Source organism: Saccharopolyspora sp. ASAGF58 (genome assembly GCF_012277335.1).
GTDB classification, from domain to species: domain Bacteria; phylum Actinomycetota; class Actinomycetes; order Mycobacteriales; family Pseudonocardiaceae; genus Saccharopolyspora; species Saccharopolyspora hattusasensis.
Genome location: NZ_CP040605.1, coordinates 7,458,361 through 7,478,093 on the forward strand (window position 1 = coordinate 7,458,361; position 19,733 = coordinate 7,478,093).

The following is a 19,733-nucleotide window of genomic DNA, read 5'->3' on the forward strand; positions in this document are numbered from 1 at the left end:
TCAGTACACCGGCCGTTCGCCGTGACCGGCCAGGCCCGCGTCCCACGCCGGAACCGGCGGGGTGTACTCGATGAGGTGCGGCACCACGACGTCGGCATAGCAGGGCCGCGGGTTCGCGGCGAACTCTCCGGCGAGCTTTTCGAGCTCCTCGATCGAAGTCACGGCGGCGCCGTCGATCCCGTTGGCGGCGGCCACCATCACCGCGTCGGTCGGGCCGGGGTCCACGCCGAAGTACCGGCCGCCCGTGTAGAGGTGCTGCAGCATCTTGATCCAGCCCATGCTGTGGTTGGTCAGCTGCACGAACAGGATCGGCAGCGCGAACCTGGCCGCGGTCTCCAGCTCACCGCAGGCCATCGCGAAGCTTCCGTCTGCGGTCACGGCGACGACCGGGCGCCCCGGCCGGGCCTTCGCGATGCCGATCGCCGCCGGGATCGCGTAACCCATCGGCCCGTGCCCGCGTGGAATCACGACCCCGCGGCCAGGTCGCGGCTGAGTCCAGAAGGCGGCGACGTTCGGGGTCGGCGTGCCCGGGTCGGCGACGACCGTCGTGCCTTCGCCCAGCAGGCCTCGTACCGTTTCCACCACGGCGCGTGGATAGAGCAACCCGGGCGCGTACTCGGCGGAGGCAGTCGACGGGGTGGCGTTCGCGCGCGCCGACGCCACCGCCTCCAGCCGCCGCGCCCGCTGTCCGGGCTCCAGCGGTGTCACGGCTCGGCGTAGCTGAGCCAGAACCGTGCGGCAGTCTCCGACGAGCGGGAGCGAGCCGGGGAAGTTACGGCCCGCCCTGGCCTTGTCGATGTCGATCTGGATCACCGTCTGACCGTATCGTGCCGGGGCCGTCCAGCTGTTGGTGTCCGTCGCGTTGGCCCGGGTACCCACGAGCAGCACGACGTCGGCAGCGGCGATGTGGGCGTTGGTGCCAGGCTGGCCCGAGTTGTTGCCCACGATCCCGAGCCGCCACGGATCGCCGGTGCCTACGGCGCCGACGCCGTGGATCGTGGTCGCGATACCCGCGCCGAGCGCCTCGGCCAGCTCGCGCAATTCCTGGTAGGCGCCCGAAATGTGCACGCCGCCGCCCGCGACGAGCACCGGGTGCCGTGCTCCCGCCAGCGCCCGCGCGGCGATCTCGACGGCGGCTTCGTCGGCGTGCTCCCGCCGGGCCGGGGCGGCGATCACACTGGTTCGTGCGGTCGCGGACGTGTGCTCGTCCAGCACATTCTCGGGCACGATCAGCACGACCGGCGCCGGACGGCCAGTGATCGCGGTCGTCAATGCCTCCTCGATCGCCGCGGGCAGCTCGTCGGCTCGTTCGACAACGAGCTGTGCCTTGGTGACGGCCGAAAAGAGCCCGCGCTGGTCGATTTCGGTGAGCGCCCCGCTGCCACGGCTCGCGGCGTGGATGTCCGAGCTGATCACGAGCACCGGCACGCCCGAGGCGAACGCGTCTCCCAGCCCGCCGACCGCGTAGGTCGCGCCCCCGCCGCTGGACACCTCGACGACGCCGACCCGGTTGGTGACACGGGCATACGCGTCGGCCATGTACGCGGCGTGCCGCTCGTCGCGGGCCAGGACGTGCTCGATCTCGCCCGACCGGTGGTAGAACGCGTCGTAGAGCACAACCCCGGTATCACCCGGCACGCCGAACACTGTGGTCACACCACTGCGGATCAGCGCGTCGACGATCACGTCGGCGCCGCGGGTACATCGTTCGGTCATGACTTGGCCTTCCTCGCGGGGTTCAGGTGATGACGGGCCAGACCGGCCAGCAGCGCCGCGGCATCGGGCAGGACGCTGTCGTCGAACCGGGCGCGGGGCGAGTGGTTGCCCTCGGTCGCACCGGGCTCCGCCGCGCCCAGGTATCCGTATGCACCGGGGATTTCCCGCAGTACCAGGGAGAAATCCTCCGAGCCGGCGCGCGGATGCTCGAGGTCGCGGTACCGGCCGGGACCGAACAGCCGGATCGCGGTGTCGGCGAACACGGCCGCCGCGACGGGGTCGTTCACGGTCGGCGCCATTACCGGACGGACGCTGGTGCGGGCGGTGAGCCCGTGCGCGGCGGCCACCGAGCCCGCCACCGCGGGCAGCTCGGCCGCGATCCGGGTGGTCGCCGTTTCGGAGAACGTGCGCACCCCGGCTTTCAGGAAACCGTTGTCGGGTATCACATTCGGCGCCGATCCGGCATGCATCTCGCCGACGGTGAGCACCACGGGGTCGAAGGAATCGAACCGGCGGGCGACATACGTGTACAGCGCGGTCACGATCTCGGCCAGCGCTGGGACCGGGTCATGGGCCTCGTGCGGGCGACCGCCGTGCCCGCCGCGGCCCTCGACGGTCACCTCCAGTACCGAGTAGGCGGCCATGACCGGCCCGGGACGGCACAGCACCAGTCCACGCGGCCGGTCGGCGAGGACGTGCAGCGCGTAGGCGAAGTCGGGCCTGGCGCCGGCCACGTCGAGCAGGCCTTCGTCGAGCATCAGCTGGGCGCCGCCGTGGCCTTCCTCGCCGGGCTGGAACATGAACACGACCTTGCCCGCCAACACTTCGCGCTCCGCGGACAGCAACCGGGCGGCGCCGACGAGAGCCGCGGTGTGCAGATCGTGCCCGCACGCGTGCATGGCGGCGCCCGTGGCGGCGAAGTCGAGCCCGGTGTCCTCGCGAACTGGCAGGGCGTCCATGTCACCCCGCAGCAGCACTGCCGGCCCCGGCCGGGCGCCTTCCAGGACCGCGGTCATCGACGTGCACCGGATCCCCGTGGTGATCTTCAGCGGAAGGCCGTCGAGCGCGTCCAGCACTTTCTGCTGGGTCCGGGGCAGGTGCAACCCGACCTCGGGAGCGGCGTGCAGGCTCCGTCGCAGCGCGATCAGGTCGTCGTTCACGGCCGCTCCCCCTTCCGCAGCCGAGGCAGTACGGACTCCACGACCTCGGCAAAGACCTCCAGATCATGCTTGCCCTGTAAGGGAAACGGGAACATGAACTCGGTGATCCCGAGCTCCGCGTAGCGGCCGATCGTGTCGCGGAAGTGCTGCACCGACAGCCAGGGCGTGTCCTGGGTGAACGCGAGCATGAACGACCGGCGCACCGAAGCCGGATCGCGGCCGAGGAGCTCGCATTCGGCGTCGAGCAACCGCGAACGCCGCGCGGTCGCGGCAAGGCTCTCGTCCGGCGTCAGCGAGATGCCTCGGGCTAGTTGGCTGAACAGGGTTCCGTAGGTGCTCCAGACATCCGCGTAGCGCGCTGCCACCTTGATCGACGCGGGCAGGTGCGCGGCGATCAGCAGCGGGATCCGGTCCGCGACCGGCCCGGGCGCGGAGAAACCCCGGGCCCGGTAATAGGTCCCGCCGACCTCGACCGCACCGCCGTCGAGCATCGCGCGCACGACCGCGCAGTACTCGGCCAGGCGTGGCCCTCGTTCGGCCGCCGGCCACGGGTCGAGCCCGGCGGCAGCGAGGTCCTTCGGGTTGCCGCCCAGGCCGATCCCGGCTATCGCACGCCCGCCGGACATATGGTCCAGCGTCACGGCCTGTTTCGCCAGCACGGACGGGTTCCGCAGGCCGATGGCGCTCACCAGCGTGCCGACGGCCGCGGTCGAGGTCGCGTTCGCGATCCCGGCGGCCAGCAGCCATGCCTCGAACCGGGGTTTCGCCGTATCGCCGCCGCTCCACAGGTGATCGCCTGCCCACAACGCGTCCCACCCCGCGGCCTCGAAGCCTCGCCAGCGCTCGGCGAGTTCGGGCCACGGTGCCGATTCGTGGGTCATCAAGCCGAAACGCAAGGCGGTCACAACGCCCCCTCCAGTACCGCGTGCACGATCTCTTCGGTCACCACACCGTCCGCGGCGCGCCGCTCCGCCTCCAGGTACAGCGTCCGGTATGTAGTGGCCTGGCGTGCCGGCGGAACACGGCCGAGTACGGCGTCGATCAGCGCACGCTGGCTGGCGCCTGGCCAGCGGCGGTCGTGGGTTTCCCTGGCTTCGCCGAGCGTGAACAGGCCTTCGCCGGGCGGCCGTTCGCCGAGCCCTCCTCCGCCCGGAGTCTCCACCCGCAGCACGTCTCCCCGGTTCAGGGTGATCGTGCGAACCCGGCCCAGGTCGCGTTCGTCCGGCGTGCCAGGGTTCAGGGTCGCGCGGCCCCGCTGCCCCGGCCCCCCGCCGCGTACGCCCCAGGGCTGGTAGACCAGCCTTTCCAGCCCCCGCACCGCGAAGGTCACGTTGTCGTCCAGGCTGCGCAGCTCCACGATCAGCCCGTCCCCGCCCGGAAACGCACCCGAGCCGCCGGAATCCCGGCGGTAGCGGTACTGCTCGACGAGCACGGGCACCTCGGCTTCGAGCACCTCGTTGGGCACGTTGCGCAGCCAGCCGCCCATGTAGCTGGTACCGCGCAGCCCTGGCAGCCCCGGGCGCCCGCCCGAACCGCCGGTCAGCGGCTGCCCGACCGACACGTGCCGACGCCCGGTGACCGGGTCGCGATGCGAGATCGCCGCGATGGCGACGGCTCCGGCACCGGCGGCCATCGCCGCGTCCGGCGCGGCCTGGGCGAGACATCCGAGGACGCAGTCCATGATCCGGAAGAACACCGCCGCGCGGACCCCGCAGGTCGCCCCGGCATGCGGGTTGACCACCGAACCCGGCGGCAGCGTCGCGGTCAGCGGACGGACCAGGCCGGAGTTGTACGGCACCGACTTGTCCTGGGAGTAGAACCAGTTCACCAGCGCGAAGGCCAGCATGTAGTGTCCCGGCTCGCCGCCGGTGTGCAGGTTGATCGCTTCGACGACCTGCGGCGACGTCCCTTCGAACGACAGATGCGCGGTGCGGCCGGAAATCGTGAGCGCCAGCCGCAGCCGGGTCGGCGGCACACTTGCCGCGCCTTCGAGATAGTCGACGAACTCGTAGGTCCCGTCGGCGAGTTCGCCGAGCATGTCCCCCGCTCGGCTTTCGGCGGTGTCCAGCAGGTCGGCGACGGCGTCTTTCATCGCCTGCGCACCAAAGGTTTCGTGGATCTCCCCGATTCGCCGCTGGGCCGTGCGCAACGCGGCGATCTGGGCCTCGATATCGCCGATGTTCTCCCGCGGAACCCGGGAATTGCGGGCGATCAGGGCGAACAGCGCGTCGTTGCGGCGGCCGTCGTCGATCAGCCGCACCGGCGGGATGAGCAGACCCTCCTGGTGCTGGTCGGTCAGGCCCCAGTCGATCGAGCTCGGCACGCTGCCGCCGATGTCCGATGAATGCACGAAACTCAGCGCGAACGCGATGAGCTCGTCGCCGGCGTAGAGCGGGCACCAGGTCCACAGGTCGGGCAGATGCGTGACCAGTCCACCGGTCGAGTCCGGATCGTTGCTGATCCCGACATCGCCGGGCCGGTATTCGCCGAGCGAACGGATCGCGGCACCCGCGGGCACGCCGATCATGGTGTTTCCCGAAATCCGCCGGGGCGCCGCGAAAAGCTCGCCTTCGGGAGTCACCAGGCAGGTGCCGAAATCGGCGGTCTGCTTGACGAACGTGCTGAAGCTCGTGCGGCGGATCGTCTCCGCCATCTCCTCCACCACCGCGGAGAACCGGTGCGCCAGGATTTCGAGCCAGACCGGGGAACTACGCATTGGCCTCTCCTCGCAGCCGCAGATTGCCCAACCCGTCCACCGTCGCCCGGAACCCGGACGGGACGAACACCGTGGTGTCGGGTGCGGAAATGACCGCGGGGCCCTGGATTTCCGTGCCGGCGGCTATGCCGGGCCGCCGGTGTACCTCCCCTTTCACGACACGTCCGTTCTCGACGACGAGATGCGGTCGCACCTGCGCCGGCTCCGCCGTCTGCCGCCGCGCCAGGGGCAGGTTCCCCGCGGCGGCCAGGGTGATCCGCAGGGTCCGCACGTCGATTCCGGCGTCGCCCGGATCCACGGCGTAGGCCCGCCGGTAATCCGCGGCGAAGGCTTCGCGCAGCGCGGCGACGGTCGCGGGCACGCCGTCGGCGAGCGCGACCGGCAGGGTGAAGGACTGGCCGTCGAGCTGGACGTCGGCCCAGCGGGTGAGCTGGACGTCGGGATGTAGCGTGTGCTCCTGTGCGAGGTACCAGGCGCGCGCCTTGGCGGTCAGCTCTTCCCAGGTCCTGGCGAGCACTTCGTCGGCGACGCGCCAGCCGATCGGTGCGACCAGATCGGCGCGCAGTTCGGTGGAGAGGGCTCCCAGCGCGCACAGCGTGCCGGGCGAGGCGGGGATGAGCACCTCGGCTGTGTGTAGCGCCCGTGCGAGGAGCGCGGCCTGGACCGGCCCCGCCCCGCCGTAGGCGACCAGGACCAGGTCCGCGGTGTCGATACCGCGCTGGGCGCACAGCGGGACGAGTTGGGCGTGCATCATCGCCGTGGCAACGGATACCGCCGACTCGGCGGCCTCCTCCAGGCCCAGTCCGAGCCGGTTCGCGACGGGTTCCAGCGCGGCGCGCGCCGCCGCCACGTCGATCGGCACGGTGCCGGCCGCGAAGTCCTCCGGATCGAGATAGCCGCACACGACGTACGCGTCGGTCAGCGTGGGTTCGGTACCACCGCGGCCATAGCACGCGGGACCGGGCCACGCGCCCGCACTGCGCGGGCCGACCTTGAGCACCCCGGCCGGATCGACCCGGATGACCGAGCTGCCACCTGCACCGATCGAGCTCACCTCGACCGACGGGAGAATCAACGGGAACTCGCCGATCCGGCTCTGCGTCGAGTACGGGATCGCGCCGTCGACCACCGCGCAGTCCACGCTGGTCCCGCCCATGTCCATCGTGATCATCCGGTGTACCCCGGCGGCCGCGGCCAGCCGGATCGCACCCGCGACACCGGATGCGGGGCCGGACAACAGCGTTTCCACTGCGGCGAGCAGGTTTTCGCCTGGGCGCTCGTCGACCGCGGCCACCCCGCCGTTCGACTTGGTGATGTGCAACGGGCACGACAGGCCCAGTTCGCGGAGCGCTCCGGCCAGCTGGGCGAGGTAAGCACCCAGCGCGCCGCCGACATGCGCGGCGAGCACCGCGACCGTGGCGCGTTCGTACTCCTTTTCTTCGGGCCACAACTGGGCCGAGCACGCGACCGGCAGCTCCGGGAACTCCTCGGCGATCGCCGATGCGGCCGCGCGCTCGTGTTCGGGATGCAGGTGGGCATGCAAGAACGCGACCGCCACGGCCTCGACCCCGCTCGCGACCAGTTCCCGCACCGCACGACGCACCTCGTCCGGGTCCAGCGCCCGCACCACCACGCCACCGACCGTCACCCGTTCACTGATCTCACGGACATCGGCCTCGGCGACGAGCGGGGTGCGCTCGGCGGTGAACAGGTCGATCGGATCATCCAGGCGAAGGCGGCCGATGCTGAGTAGATCCGGGAACCCGCGAGTCACGAGCAGACCGACCCGAGCCCCCGACCGCTGCAAAACGGTGTTGAGCGCGAAGGTCTGGCCGTGGGAGAAGTACTCGATCTGCTCCGGCGAGATGCCCGAGCGGTCCAGCACCCGGCGGACTCCGTGCAGGACCGCACGGGCGGGCTGCTCGGCATCGGAGGGAACCTTGTCGGTGACCAGTTCGCCGGTGACGGCGTCGGCGAGCACGACATCGGTGAACGTGCCGCCCACATCGACGCCCAATCGGTAACTCACATGCGCTCCTTCCGGGTCGCGAACAGCCCGGCGCGGCGCACGGCGAGGGCGACGAGCCCGGTGAGCGCGAGCGACCCGACGATCATCAGGCTCGACACGGCCGACGTGACCGGATCCTGGTTCTGCTGCAGGCGGAGGAAGATCGCGACCGGCAGCGTCGTGGTATCCGCGGGCATCAGGAATACCGACAGGTCCACCTCGTCGAATGACGTGAGGAACCCGAACACGGCGGCGATGATCACCGACACGCGGATTCGTGGCAGGGTCACGCGCAGGAACGCCTGCCACGGCGTGGCGCCCAGATCGCGTGCGGCCTCCTCCAGCTCGGGGTCGAGGTTGGCCAGGCCCGCGCCGACCAGCGACACCACGAACGGGAGCAGGAGCAGGACATGCGCGAACGCGACCCCTCCGACAGTCCCGTATGCCGCCGGGACCAGCGACGCGTACAGCACGAAGAAGCAGAAGCCGGCCACGACGCGCGGCAGACTCAGCGGGGCGATGAAAACCGCACGCAGCAAGGATTTCCCCGGCACATCGAACCGGTGGATCGCGTAGGCCGCACTCGTGCCCAGCACGACGGCCCAGGCGGTGGCGATGGCGGCGACGCGGATCGAATAGGCGAAACCTACCTGGAACTGGTCGTTGGCAAGGGCTTCGCTCAGCCAGCGGGTGGTGAACCCGGACGGCAGGCCACTGAGCGCCTCGTCCGTGCTCACCGATGCGACGAGGATGACGATGAGCGGCGCGACGATGAAAAGCCCGACCAGGGTCAGGAAAACTGTGCGCAGCAAACGGTTCACAACGGCCTCCTCGGTCCGGCCAGTCGGCCCACGAGCCCGAAGATCGCGAGGACGACCAGGGTGAGCACGAGAAGGACCACGGCCTGCACCGCCGCGTGCGGCCACTGCAGCTGCTGGATGTCGGAGTAGATGCTCTGCGCTAGCACGGTCACACGCCCGCCACCGAGCAGCGCGGGTGTGGCGAAGGCGCTGATCGTCAGCGTGAACGTCAGCTGCGCACCACTGAGCAGGCCTGGCGTGGTGAGCGGCAGCTGCACCTGCCAGAACCGCCGGGCGCGCCGCGCGCCCAGGTCGGCCGCGGCCTCGCTCAGTTCAGCGGGGAGCGTGCGCACGGCGGCCAGGATCGGGAAGAACGCGAATGGCAGCTCGACGTGTACCAGCGCGAGGACCACCCCCGGTTCGTGGTACAGCCAGCTGCCAAGGACACCGCCCAGCGGCCCGCCGGGGCGCAGCAGCATCGCCCACCCGTAGCTGCGGACGACGACGCTGACCAGGATCGGCGAGAAGATCAAGAACAGCATCGCCCCGGCCTGCCACGGTCGGCGCATCCCGCGCACGCACCACGCCAGCGGATAGCCGATCAGGACACAAAGGACGGTCACGAGCAGGCCGAACCGGAGCGTTGTGCCGACCGTCGACCACAGGTATCCGTCACCGAGCGCGGCCCGCCAGGTGGCGAGATCGAAGGGCGCGAAGAGGGTCGACTTCTGCTCGATGCGGACGCTGTAGGAGACGAGCAGTAGCGCGAGAGATACGAAGGCGAGGACGAGATACGCCGTTCCGGGCGCCAGCAGGAGCAGGCCGAGCCTGCGGCGCGTGGCCGTCATGCGGGCACCTGGCCGGGAACCCGGCCCAGCCGCCGCACCGCTTCGGCCGGGAACGCAATGCCGACCTGCTGCCCGGGAAAGAGCTCGCCGTGCGACGGGGCGAGTTCCGCGAGTAGTTCGCGGCCCGTGCTCGTGGTCACCGCGACGCGTATCGACTTGCCGGTAAAGCTCGCGGTCTGCACGATGGCTTCGCCGCGGGCGCCACCCTCTTTCGTGCCGACCAGGCGAACATCTTCGGGGCGCACGGCGAAAGCTTCCACACCGGTGTTGTCGATGTCCGGAAAGGCGATGCCGTCAACGGAGTCGGCGGCGTCGAAGATGTTGTTCTCGCCGATGAAGCCGGCGACGAACCGGCTGCGGGGCGACTCGTACAGCTCGCGGCCGGTGCCGGCCTGCTCGATCCGGCCCGCGTTCAGCACCGCTATCCGGTCGCCCAGCTCCATCGCCTCGGCCTGGTTGTGCGTCACGCAGACGAACGTCGTGCCGGTCTCCTGCTGCCAGGTCCGCAGCTCGCGGCGCATCCGCAGCTGCAGGCTCAGATCCAGTGCGCTCAGTGGCTCGTCGAGCAGCAGCACGTCCGGGCGGCGGACCAGCGAGCGGGCGATCGCGACGCGCTGCCGTTGACCGCCGGAAAGCGTTTCCAGGGAACGGTTTTCATACCCATCCATCGCGACCAGCTCGAGCATTTCGCCGACCCGGCGGCGTATTTCGGCCTTCGGCGTCTTCCGCGTGCGAAGGCCGAAGGCGATGTTCTCGGCCACGTTCAGGTGCGGGAACAGTGCCCCGCTCTGGAAGACCAGGTTGGTGGGCCGGCGATGCGTCGGCGTGCGGGTGTGGTCCGTCCCTCCGATGTGGAGTGTTCCCGCGTCGGGCAGGTCGAGCCCGGCGATGATCCGCAGCAGCGTTGTCTTCCCGCAGCCCGACGGCCCGAGCAGGCAGAAGAAGCTACTGGACGGGATCGTGAGGTCGACCGCGTCGAGCACCGTGTGCTCGCCGAAGCGGCGGGTCACGCCACGCGCCTCGACGGAGCTGGCGGCGAAACCGGTTGCTGGATGTGCCATCAGATATGGGCCTTGACCTGCTCGTTCCACACCTTGGTCGCGGCCGGGATGGCGGCGACGAGCGCATTCCAGTCGAGGCGGATGGCGTTTTCCACGGTCGAGAGCTGGAAACTGGGCCGGTCGGCGTATTTGGCGTCGAGCTTCGCGCCCTGGACGAGCGGAAGTGTTCCCGTCGCGTTGCAGTAAGCACTGACGTTTTCGGGCGAGAAAATCTGGTTCATGAGCTTCGCCGTAGCGTCGACCTGGGCGTCGCTGGAGCCTTTGACGATCTGGAAACCCTCTGGGAACGCCATCACACCCTCGGTCGGCACGGCGAAGCCGATCGGGTCCCCGGCCTGGATCCACGGCTCGGCCACGCCCTGGAACCCGGGCGCGATCACCACCTCACCGGAGTTGAGCTGCTGGCGCAGGGCGTCCAGAGAGGCGATGAAACCGCGGAGCTGGCCTGCCTTCGCCGCGTTCTCGAAGACATCGAGCCCGGGCTGGAGGTTCGATTCACTGCCCCCGTTGAGCTTCGCGATCACCGGTAACGCGTTCACGCCGAACGACGGCGCGTCCCACGTGGTGACCTTGCCGCGGTTGGCGGCGGCGAACAGGTCCATCCACGATTTCGGTGGTGTCGGGAATGCCTTCTTGCTGTAGACCAGCCCCATCGCGTCCATCACCAGGTAGGCGCCTCGGCGGTCAGGGACCCGGTACTCCGGCAGGACCTGATCGATCGCGGTGACCGAATCCGGCACCGGCAGCCACAGATTTTGGCCGTTGCCCTGCGAAAAGCTCTGCGCATTGAAGAAACCGAGGTTGACCAGCGGTTTCGAGGCGTTGATCTGAACCGACGAGACGAGCTTCGGGAACGTGTCGGCGTTGGTGCCCTCGATGTACTTGACGGTCACCCCGCTCGATGCGGCGAAAGCCTTCCCGACCTGCTCGGGCACCGTCCCCTGGGCTCCGGCCCAGTGGAACATCGTGATCTCGGTGCCCGCCGGGCCGCCCCCGGACGAGGACGTCCCACCCGGCGTGCCGCAGGCGGCGAGCACGGTCGCCGCGCCGGCGAGACCCGTCGCGCGGAGGAAACCGCGCCGGGTCAGGGAGAAGTTGGTCATGGGAGATCTCCTGGGCGGGCGAATCGGCCGGATCCGGCTGCGGACCCGTTTTCAGTGCCGTGAACTTCGCATACGAAGTCGCATACGACAAGTTTTCCCACGATGCGGAAACTCAGGAACGCCCTGCTTGGAAGCTGAGGGCCCAGGGCGTGTGCAAGGTTGATCTGAGGGCTGCGGCGGGTTTCTGTCCAGGTGGGACGCGAGACGAGGGCGCGGTTTCCGGTGGGAGATCATCGGGTTGTCCAAGCCGTGACGGTCTATCCAGGAGCCGCGCTCTTGTGTTCTTGGCTTCCCAGGTTCGGGTTGTGCTTGACCGGCCCACCCTCACAGTCGAGTCCTCACGGGGTCGTGTGGATGGACTCTGGCGGGCTCTGGAGGCGGTGGGCGGGGAATCCTGTATGGGTTGCCGTTGCTGCCGGCCCTGGCGGTGCTGGCGGTGACCGCCGGTGCGAAGACGTTCATCGAGTCCGCCTCGGCGGCGAGAACCCGCAAGTTCCATTGAAATCGAACCTTCGATTTCAATGGAACTTGCGGACCGTCGGCGTGTCGCACCCCGACACGCCGATGCCTGTGGACAACCTCCGCAATTTCAATGGAAATCGTGGACGGGTACGGACGTGCCAGGGCCCGCAGCCTGAAAGGTCCTTGTTCTGGACGGAAACCTGCGAACCGATCTGCTCGGGGGGCCCGGCAGGGCATCCGGATATGGCGCTGGCGCGGCCCGAACGGCAAAGCCGCCGGTATCGAAACGGTCCACCACCTGGCCAACCTGCCCCCCACCTCCCTACCCGATTACCTGAACCGGACAGGTCAACCTTGCACACGCCCTGGCCGAGGGCCCGTGAGTGTTTTTGGGTGCCATAGCAACCAAAAACACTCACGGACCCCGACGCGGCCCGAGCCAGGCTCGCGCATTGACACCACTCGTAGTATCGGTGACGAGGGCTTTCGATGCGTACCATTCCCCGGCCTCATGCCGGATATCTTCCTGCCGAGCGGACGACTTTCGTGGATCGGCGGCAGGCGTCGGCTGAGGTGAAGCGGCTGCTGCCGGCGTCGCGGTTGGTCACGTTGACCGGACCGGGTGGGGTGGGCAAGACCCGGCTGGCCGTGCATGTGGCCCGGGAACTGCAGCGCGCTTTCCCGGGTGGGGTGTGGCTGGTGGAGCTGGCCAAGGTGCAGGACCCGGGGATGTTGGTGCACGCGGTGGCGACGACGTTGCACCTGCCGGATCAGTCGGCGCGATATCCCCTGACGGCGCTGCTGAAGTTCCTGGCAGAGGAGCGGTTGCTGATCGTGCTGGACAACTGCGAGCACCTGGTGACAGCGGCCGCGCAGATGGTGAATGCGGTGTTGCCAGCGGCGCCCGGGGTGCGGGTGCTGGCTACCAGCCGGGAGCCCTTGAACGTTCCCGGCGAACAGGTGTTTCCCGTGCCGCCGCTGGGAGTTCCCCAGCTGGATACGTCGGGCGGCGGCGTCGGTCAGTATGAGGCGGTGACACTGTTCGCGGAGCGTGGTGCGGCCGCGTTGCCGGGATTTCGGGTGGACCGCGAGAACGAGCCGGCGGTGGCGCGGCTGTGCCAGCGGTTGGATGGGCTGCCGCTGGCGATCGAGCTGGCAGCACGGCGGCTGCGGGGGCTGTCCGTGGAACAGATCCTGCAACGTCTGGAGAACCGGTTCCAGCTGCTGACCGCCGGGCCGCGGGGCGGGCTGCCGCGACATCAGACGCTGCAGGCGGCGATAGAATGGAGCTTCGACCTGTGCTCACCCACCGAGCAGACGCTTTGGGCGCGGCTGTCGGTGTTCGCCGGTGAGTTCGACCTCGAAGCCGCCGAACAGGTGTGCGCCGGGTCCGACGTCGCCGAGGGCGACGTCCTGGACACGATATTCGGCCTGGTGGACAAGTCGATCCTGAGCCGCGCGGAGAACGACACCACGACGCGGTACCGGATGCTGGAGACCATCCGCCAGTACGGGCGGCAGCGGCTTGCCGCTCAGGGTGCGGAGACAATGCTGCGGCGGCGGCACCGGGACTATTACCTGGCGCTGGCCGAACAGGCCGACGCGCAGTGGCTGGGGGTGCGGCAGCGGCAGTGGTGGCAGCGGTTCCAGGGGCAGGGCCCGAACCTGTGGGCGGCACTCGACTTCTGCTGCACGCAGCCGGGTGAGGCCCGGGCCGGGCTGCGGCTGGCCAGCGTGCTGTGGTTCTACTGGGTGGCCTGCGGTTTCGTCCGCGACGGCCGGTACTGGCTGGACCGGGTGCTGGCACTGCCCTACGGGGCAAGCCGGGAACGGGCCAGGGCACTGTGGGTGGACGGCTGGATCGGCCTCGTGCAGGGCGATCTGCCCCGGATCGAGCGCTCTTTGGGGGAGTGCCTCGACGTCGCCGACCGGGTGGGCGACCGGGCGGCCATTGCCCATGCCACCCAGTTCCTCGGGTTTCATGCGGTGCTCTGTGACGACATAGCTCGGGCGGCGGAGCTGGAGGAGCAGGCGTTGGCCATGCACCGGGCTCTGGGCGAGCTGCGTCAGCCTGCGCTGCGCACCTTCGTCTACGGAGCCATCGCGTACCTGGAACTGGGCGACCTCGACCGCGCGATGGCGCTCGGCGAGGAGGGCCGGTCGATCTCTGAACGAGCCGGCGACGAGTTGGCGCAGGGCTGGATGCACTGGGTGCTCGCGGCGGTCCGCCGCATCGCCGGCGACGTCGCGGCGGCGGAGGAGGAGGCGCGGGCCGCTCTTCGATTGACGCACAGCTTCCACGATGTGCTGTACGTGACGCTGTGCCTCATGCTGCTGGCCCTGGTGGCGATGGATCGCGGCGACGCAGAGCGGTCGGCGCGGCTGTTCGGTGTGCTCGAGCAGCTGTGGAAGCTGATGGGCGCCATCCCGCTCTTGGGGAACGCCGAGTTCCTCGTGCGATGGCAAAGCGACTGTGAGCGGCGGGCCAGGAAGGCACTGGGTGATCGGGCGTACGAGGCGGCCTACCAGCAGGGCAAGCAGCTGGACGTTGACCAGGCCGTGGCCTACGCGCTGCGTGAACAGGCTCCGCTCCCGCCCCCAGGCAAGGTCCCCGCGGCGGGTGGGTCTGTGCTGACGCGGCGGGAGCGGGAGGTCGCCGAGCTCGTGGCGCAGGGGCTGTCGAACAAGGACATCGCCAGCCGCCTGGTGATCTCGCAGCGCACCGCGGAAACCCACGTTGAGCACATCTTGATCAAGCTGGGCGCCACCTCACGCACGCAGATCGCCGCCTGGGCCGTCGGCAGCAAGCACAACGAGGGACACAGCAGTACGCCGTAATAACGTCGCCACGACGTGCGGCTGTGGGCCGCTTCCAGGCGCAGTTACCATTTAGACACTGTTGCGTCAAGCAAAACCAGCGTGGGTGGGCATCCATGGCACTCGTCTCAGCAGAGGGCCTGCAAGCAGTCGCAGTGACCTCTTTCGTCGGGCGACGCGCGGAGCTGAGCGAGATCAGGCGCGGGTTGTCGGCTTCCCGGATGTTGACCCTCACCGGTGTGGGCGGGGTGGGCAAGACACGGCTGGCCATGCGCGCCGCATGGGAGATGCGGCGTTCGTTTCCCGACGGCGTCTACTGGACGGAGCTTGCGAGCCTGGACGACGGACGCCTGCTGCCCCAGACCGTCGCTACGGCGATGGCGATTCGGGACTCGTTCACGGCATGGACCGCGGACACGCTGGCGGAGCGGTTGAGGGAGCGCCGAGTGCTGTTGGTGCTGGACAATTTCGAACACCTGTTGGATTCGTGTGCCGAACTCGTGGCGACGCTGCTGACCCGGTGCCCTGGACTGCGGATTCTCGGCACCAGCCGCGAACCGTTGCGCATCCAGGGAGAGCGCGTGCTGCCCGTACAGGCTCTCGATGTGCCCCCCGGCGACATGCGATCTCCCGTCCAGGAACTGCGTCGATTCGAGGCCATCCGGCTCTTCGAGGACCGCGCGGCGGCAGCAGTACCGCACTTCGAAGTTGATGACCGCAACGGGCCAGCAGTGGCAGGGCTGTGTCGGCGGCTGGATGGGATCCCGCTGGCCGTCGAACTTGCCGCGGCGAGTCTGCGGGTGCTCTCGCCTGACGAGCTCCTGCGGCGTCTCGACGACCGGTTCCGTGTATTGATCTCGGGCAATCGGGCCGCGCTGCCGCGGCACCAGACCCTGCGAGCGTCGATCGATTGGAGTTTCGGTCTTTGCACCGAGCACGAACGAGCTCTCTGGGCTCGGATGTCGATCTTTCCGGGGAGTTGTGACGTGGCTGCGGTGGAAGCCGTGTGCGCGGATGCCGCATTGCCGCACGGCGAGATACTGACAGCACTGACCGGGTTGGTGGACAAGTCCGTCGTCATCCGCGATGCGCGGGAAACCGGTGTTAGTTATCGGTTGCTGGAAACGATCCGGCAATATGGCCGCGAGGTGCTGCACACGACCGGGCAAGAGCAGGAGCTTCGGAAGCGGCATCGGGATTGGTACGTGAAAAACGCGGAGGAAACGCGGCGCCAGTGGTTCGGTCCCGCCCAACTGGAATTGGTCCAGCAGGCACGTCTGAATGACGCCAACGTCCGCGCTGCGCTTGACTTCTGCCTCACCGTATCCGATGAATCCCACCAAGGACTGCGCCTGGCCGACGCCTACCGCGACTTGTGGCGGGTCGGTGGACTCACCAGTGAGGGGCGACGCTGGTTCGCCCGACTGCTGGACAACGATGTCGAACCCAGCGTGCCGAGGATCCGCGCGCTCGCCAGCGCCAGCTACCTCGCGCTGATGCAAAACGACCTGGCCACGGCGAAGGACAGTCTTGAAGAAAGCCGGAAGCTGGCCGCGGACTTTGGCCAGGAGCAGTCCGCGACTCTGTACCAGGTGTGCGAAGCAGTCGCGGCCATGCAGGAAAAGGACTTTTCCAAGGCTATTGTGCTGCTTGAGGAATTCGTGGCGCGGCACCAGGACACCGAAGAGCTCGACTGGCTCGCCTCTGCTCTGCTGAACCTCGGCATCTGTCACTCGGTCCTCAGCGACGGCGAACGCGCAATGGCCAACTGGACCAAGATGCTGGATCTGTGCGTGCACCACGGCGAGACCTGGCGCCGGACCTGGGCCCTGTGGGGCCTCGGATTCGCAGCATGGCGCGAAGGTGATTGGGACCGGGCAGAAGCTTTTGAGCTCCAGTGCATGGACGCGCAACGCGTCTTCGACGACACGACCTGCGCGGCCAACTGCCTTGAGACGCTGAGCTGGATCGCGGCGAGTACGGAGCGGAGTGAGCAAGCCGCCCAGCTGGCCGGGGCCGCCCACACCCTCCGCCGGGACCGCAGCGGCCCACTTTCACAATTCCCTTTCCTCACCGAGTACCAGGACCGCACGCAAGCGCAGGCGCGGCAATCTCTCGGCGAGAAGAGATACGCCCGGGCCTTCAAGAAAGGTACCCACCTGACGTTCGATCAGGTAGCGACCCAACTACTCGGAGAACCCGCCGCACGAACGAAATCCGACCGAGCGGAAACGGCTGAACACCTACTGACGAAACGCGAACAGGAAGTCGCCAACCTCGTGGCGCAGGGAATGAGCAACAAGCAGATCGCGGAAACGCTCGTCATCTCGCAGCGCACCGCCGAAACCCACGTCGAACACATCCTCACCAAGCTCGGCTTCACCTCGCGCAGCCAGATCGCCGCGCTGGTGGCACAAGGCAAAAAATAAGGAGCGGTTAGCACCCAGCCGCAGTTTTTTGATCTTGGCTGGCGAGGGGCCGGAGGACTGATGCGGCCAACCACCGGTGAATCAAGGTTGAGGAAGCAATTTCAACCGCGCGACCGGGGGCTGATAGTCCTCGCCGGCCTCGGTTGAGTCGAGTGACTGTTTCACCAGCACCTTAAGCGTGCCGATGAGATGGTCCTGCACCGCCTCGCCGGCACCGGACGCATCGTTGGCGAGAACGGCGTCGTAAATCTTTTCGTGGGCGGCGAGGATGTCGGCGAGCGTTCGCGTCTTGATCGTGGAAAGGCCCAGTGCGTGCATCTGCGAGCGCGTGTTGGCCACCGCTTGGACGACGCGCTCGTTGCCCGCCGCCCGGACAATTGTCTCGTGAAAGACCATATCGTGCTTCTGAAAGAGGCGTTCGTCGCCGGCATCGCTCGCCTTGCGCATTCCGGCGAACGCCTTCTTGAAGACCGCGCGATCGCGATCGTTCATTTGCGTCGCCGCGCGATAGGCGGAAGGCGCCTCGAGTAGCAGCCGCAGCGAATAGATCTCCTCGATGTCCTTGACCGACAGTTCGAGGATGCGCACGCCACGGCTGCGTTCGAACCGGACCATGCCGTTGGCCGCGAACTGCAGGAGTGCCTCGCGCACGGGTGTGCGTGACACGCCTAGCTGGCTCGCGATCTCCACGACCGAGTACAGCGAGCCGGGCGCCAATTCCCCGGAAAGGATGGCGGTTCTGATCTGCTCGAAAACCCGCTCGGTCAAGGAGGCGTTGTCGCCCGACAGTGGCTTCACGCGTTCTTACCCTTTCTGTTGACAAGCGAGGAACCAGCTTCGCCCGCGCCATTTCGCCGGCATGTCAAAAGCGCCATCGGTCCCGTACCCCCTTTTCGATCAGCCTACAAGAACGACAGGTCAGCGCCTTGACTGGCCGGTAGGACCGTCTCGGCGTAGAGCCGCCGCCAGCCACGAGCCGGCAGCGGCGCTGGCGTGAACTCGCGCAGGCGCCGTGCCAGCTCGTCCTCGTCCACGAGAAGGTCGAGCCGCCGTGCCGGGACGTCCAGCCGGATGAGGTCGCCGTTGCGCACCGCGGCGAGCGGCCCGCCCGCCGCGGCCTCGGGATCGCAGTGCAGCACCACGGTTCCGTAGGAGGTGCCGCTCATCCTCCCGTCGGAAACCCTGACCATGTCGCGAACTCCCTGGCGCGCCAGTTTCGCCGGAATCGGTAGCGCCCCGGCCTCGGGCATGCCGGCGGCGATCGGGCCGGCCAGGCGTAGCACGAGTACGTGATCCGGGGTGATGTCAAGGTCGGGATCGTCGAGCACCGCAGCGATGTCCTGCCCGGCATCGAGGACGAAGGCCGGGCCGGTGTGCTGCAGCAGTTCCGGGCTCGCGGCCGACGTCTTGATCACCGCGCCGTCCGGGCAGAGCGAACCGGTCAGCACCGCGAGCGCACCAGGCGGACCGAGCGGATCGTCGAGCGGCCGGATGACGTGTCGCGTGTCGTCGTGGGGCCGGACGTCGCTAAGCAGTTCGGCCAGGGAACGTCCGGTGACGCCGACCGTCGACGTTTCCAGGTGCGGTTCGAGCTCGTTGAGTAGTACCGGGACCCCACCGGACTGATGGAAGTCCGGCAGGTAGTTGGCGCCGGACGGTTTGCAGTCCACGAGAAGCGGAACCTTCGCGCCGATAATGTCGAAGTCGGCGAGCGACAGCTCGACACCCGCTCGCCGAGCCACGGCGATCAGGTGGACTAGCGCGTTGGTGGAACCACCGAGGGCGGCCAGGACCTTGATGGCGTTCTCGAACGCGGCTCTGGTGAGGACATCCCGGGGCTTCGGCGTGCCCTGGCGGGCCAGTTCGACGGCGCGCCGCCCGGTGGCGACGCCGTGCCGTAGCCGTGCGCCGGTCGACGCGCCAGGGGTGGCTCCGCCCGGGAGCATCATGCCGAGTGTCTCGGTCAGGCAGGCCATCGTCGATGCGGTGCCCATGACCGCACAGGTGCCTGCGGTCGTCACCAGCTCGCTGCGCGCCTCGGTGATCTCCGCGGTGTCCAGCTCGCCGGCGCGGTGGCTCGCCCACAGCCGGCGGCAGTCGGTGCAGGCGCCCAGCCGTTCCCCACGCCAACTGCCCGTCATCATCGGCCCCACGACTTCCAGCAGCACCGGCTTGTCCGACGACGCCGCGGCCATCAGCTGCGCCGGCACGGTCTTGTCGCATCCGCCGAGCAGCACGGCCGCGTCCATCGGCAGCGCCTGGATCATTTCTTCGGTGTCCATCGCCATGAGGTTCCGGAACAGCATGGAGGTCGGCGAGGTGAGGATCTCGCCGAGCGAGATCGTGGGAAACTCCATGGGGAGTCCGCCGGCTTCGAGGACCCCCCGCCGAACCGCCTGCAGGAGGGCCGGCATATCGCGGTGACACGTGTTGTAGTCGGACGTGGTCACCGCGATCCCGATCACGGGCCGGTCGAGATCGACGTCGTCGAATCCGCGGGAGGCGAGAAACGCGCGGCGCAGGAACCGGCTGAACCCCTCGTCGCCGTACGAGGTCCGGCTGTGGTCGACCGCGGACGTGAAATCATTCTCAGACATGGTGGAACTCGCCTCA

General features: G+C 68.6%; 13 protein-coding genes. 2 read left to right on the plus strand and 11 right to left on the minus strand.

The annotated features are described in order from the left end of the window. From FDZ84_RS35040 to FDZ84_RS35080, 9 genes are read right to left on the minus strand one after another with little or no spacing between them, the layout of a single operon-like run. Positions 1-1,716 (minus strand): thiamine pyrophosphate-binding protein, encoded by a 1,716-nt coding sequence (locus FDZ84_RS35040; RefSeq protein ID WP_168589323.1) that lies wholly within the window; start codon positions 1,714-1,716, stop codon positions 1-3. After that, positions 1,713-2,876, minus strand: coding sequence for a M20 family metallopeptidase (locus tag FDZ84_RS35045; RefSeq protein ID WP_168589324.1), 1,164 nt, complete (start codon positions 2,874-2,876; stop codon positions 1,713-1,715). Before FDZ84_RS35045 ends, FDZ84_RS35040 begins: the two co-directional genes overlap by 4 nt. Beyond that, the gene (locus tag FDZ84_RS35050; protein WP_168589325.1) at positions 2,873-3,781 is read right to left on the minus strand and encodes an LLM class flavin-dependent oxidoreductase; all 909 of its coding nucleotides are present in this window, start codon (positions 3,779-3,781) and stop codon (positions 2,873-2,875) included. The genes FDZ84_RS35045 and FDZ84_RS35050 overlap by 4 nt, the downstream gene beginning before the upstream one ends. Next, positions 3,778-5,592 carry a hydantoinase B/oxoprolinase family protein gene (locus tag FDZ84_RS35055; RefSeq protein WP_168589326.1) on the minus strand — a complete coding sequence of 605 codons (1,815 nt, stop codon included), beginning with the start codon at positions 5,590-5,592 and terminating at the stop codon, positions 3,778-3,780. Before FDZ84_RS35055 ends, FDZ84_RS35050 begins: the two co-directional genes overlap by 4 nt. Continuing rightward, positions 5,585-7,621, minus strand: coding sequence for a hydantoinase/oxoprolinase family protein (locus FDZ84_RS35060; RefSeq protein ID WP_168589327.1), 2,037 nt, complete (start codon positions 7,619-7,621; stop codon positions 5,585-5,587). Before FDZ84_RS35060 ends, FDZ84_RS35055 begins: the two co-directional genes overlap by 8 nt. Further along, positions 7,618-8,421, minus strand: a complete 804-nt coding sequence (locus FDZ84_RS35065; RefSeq protein WP_168589328.1) for an ABC transporter permease — start codon at positions 8,419-8,421, stop codon at positions 7,618-7,620. Before FDZ84_RS35065 ends, FDZ84_RS35060 begins: the two co-directional genes overlap by 4 nt. Beyond that, positions 8,418-9,248 (minus strand): ABC transporter permease, encoded by an 831-nt coding sequence (locus FDZ84_RS35070; protein ID WP_168589329.1) that lies wholly within the window; start codon positions 9,246-9,248, stop codon positions 8,418-8,420. The genes FDZ84_RS35065 and FDZ84_RS35070 overlap by 4 nt, the downstream gene beginning before the upstream one ends. Further along, positions 9,245-10,309, minus strand: coding sequence for an ABC transporter ATP-binding protein (locus FDZ84_RS35075; protein WP_168589330.1), 1,065 nt, complete (start codon positions 10,307-10,309; stop codon positions 9,245-9,247). The genes FDZ84_RS35070 and FDZ84_RS35075 overlap by 4 nt, the downstream gene beginning before the upstream one ends. Then, positions 10,309-11,412 carry a PotD/PotF family extracellular solute-binding protein gene (locus FDZ84_RS35080; protein WP_168590586.1) on the minus strand — a complete coding sequence of 368 codons (1,104 nt, stop codon included), beginning with the start codon at positions 11,410-11,412 and terminating at the stop codon, positions 10,309-10,311. The genes FDZ84_RS35075 and FDZ84_RS35080 overlap by 1 nt, the downstream gene beginning before the upstream one ends. Before the next feature lie 951 nt (positions 11,413-12,363). Between FDZ84_RS35080 and FDZ84_RS35090 the strand changes: the two genes are divergently transcribed. Further along, positions 12,364-14,712: a LuxR C-terminal-related transcriptional regulator gene (locus FDZ84_RS35090; protein ID WP_168589331.1), complete on the plus strand. Its 2,349-nt coding sequence runs from the start codon at positions 12,364-12,366 to the stop codon at positions 14,710-14,712. A gap of 95 nt (positions 14,713-14,807) precedes the next feature. Further along, a complete protein-coding gene (locus FDZ84_RS35095; protein ID WP_168590587.1) occupies positions 14,808-17,120 on the plus strand; it encodes a LuxR C-terminal-related transcriptional regulator in 2,313 nt (770 codons plus the stop codon). An 81-nt stretch (positions 17,121-17,201) separates the two neighbouring features. Here the strand turns inward: FDZ84_RS35095 and FDZ84_RS35100 are convergent, their stop codons facing one another. Both FDZ84_RS35100 and FDZ84_RS35105 read right to left on the minus strand, forming a co-directional pair. Continuing rightward, positions 17,202-17,918, minus strand: a complete 717-nt coding sequence (locus FDZ84_RS35100) for a GntR family transcriptional regulator (protein WP_168589332.1) — start codon at positions 17,916-17,918, stop codon at positions 17,202-17,204. 104 nt (positions 17,919-18,022) lie between these two features. Further along, positions 18,023-19,717, minus strand: a complete 1,695-nt coding sequence (locus FDZ84_RS35105) for a dihydroxy-acid dehydratase (RefSeq protein ID WP_168589333.1) — start codon at positions 19,715-19,717, stop codon at positions 18,023-18,025. Between the last annotated feature and the right edge of the window lie 16 nt (positions 19,718-19,733).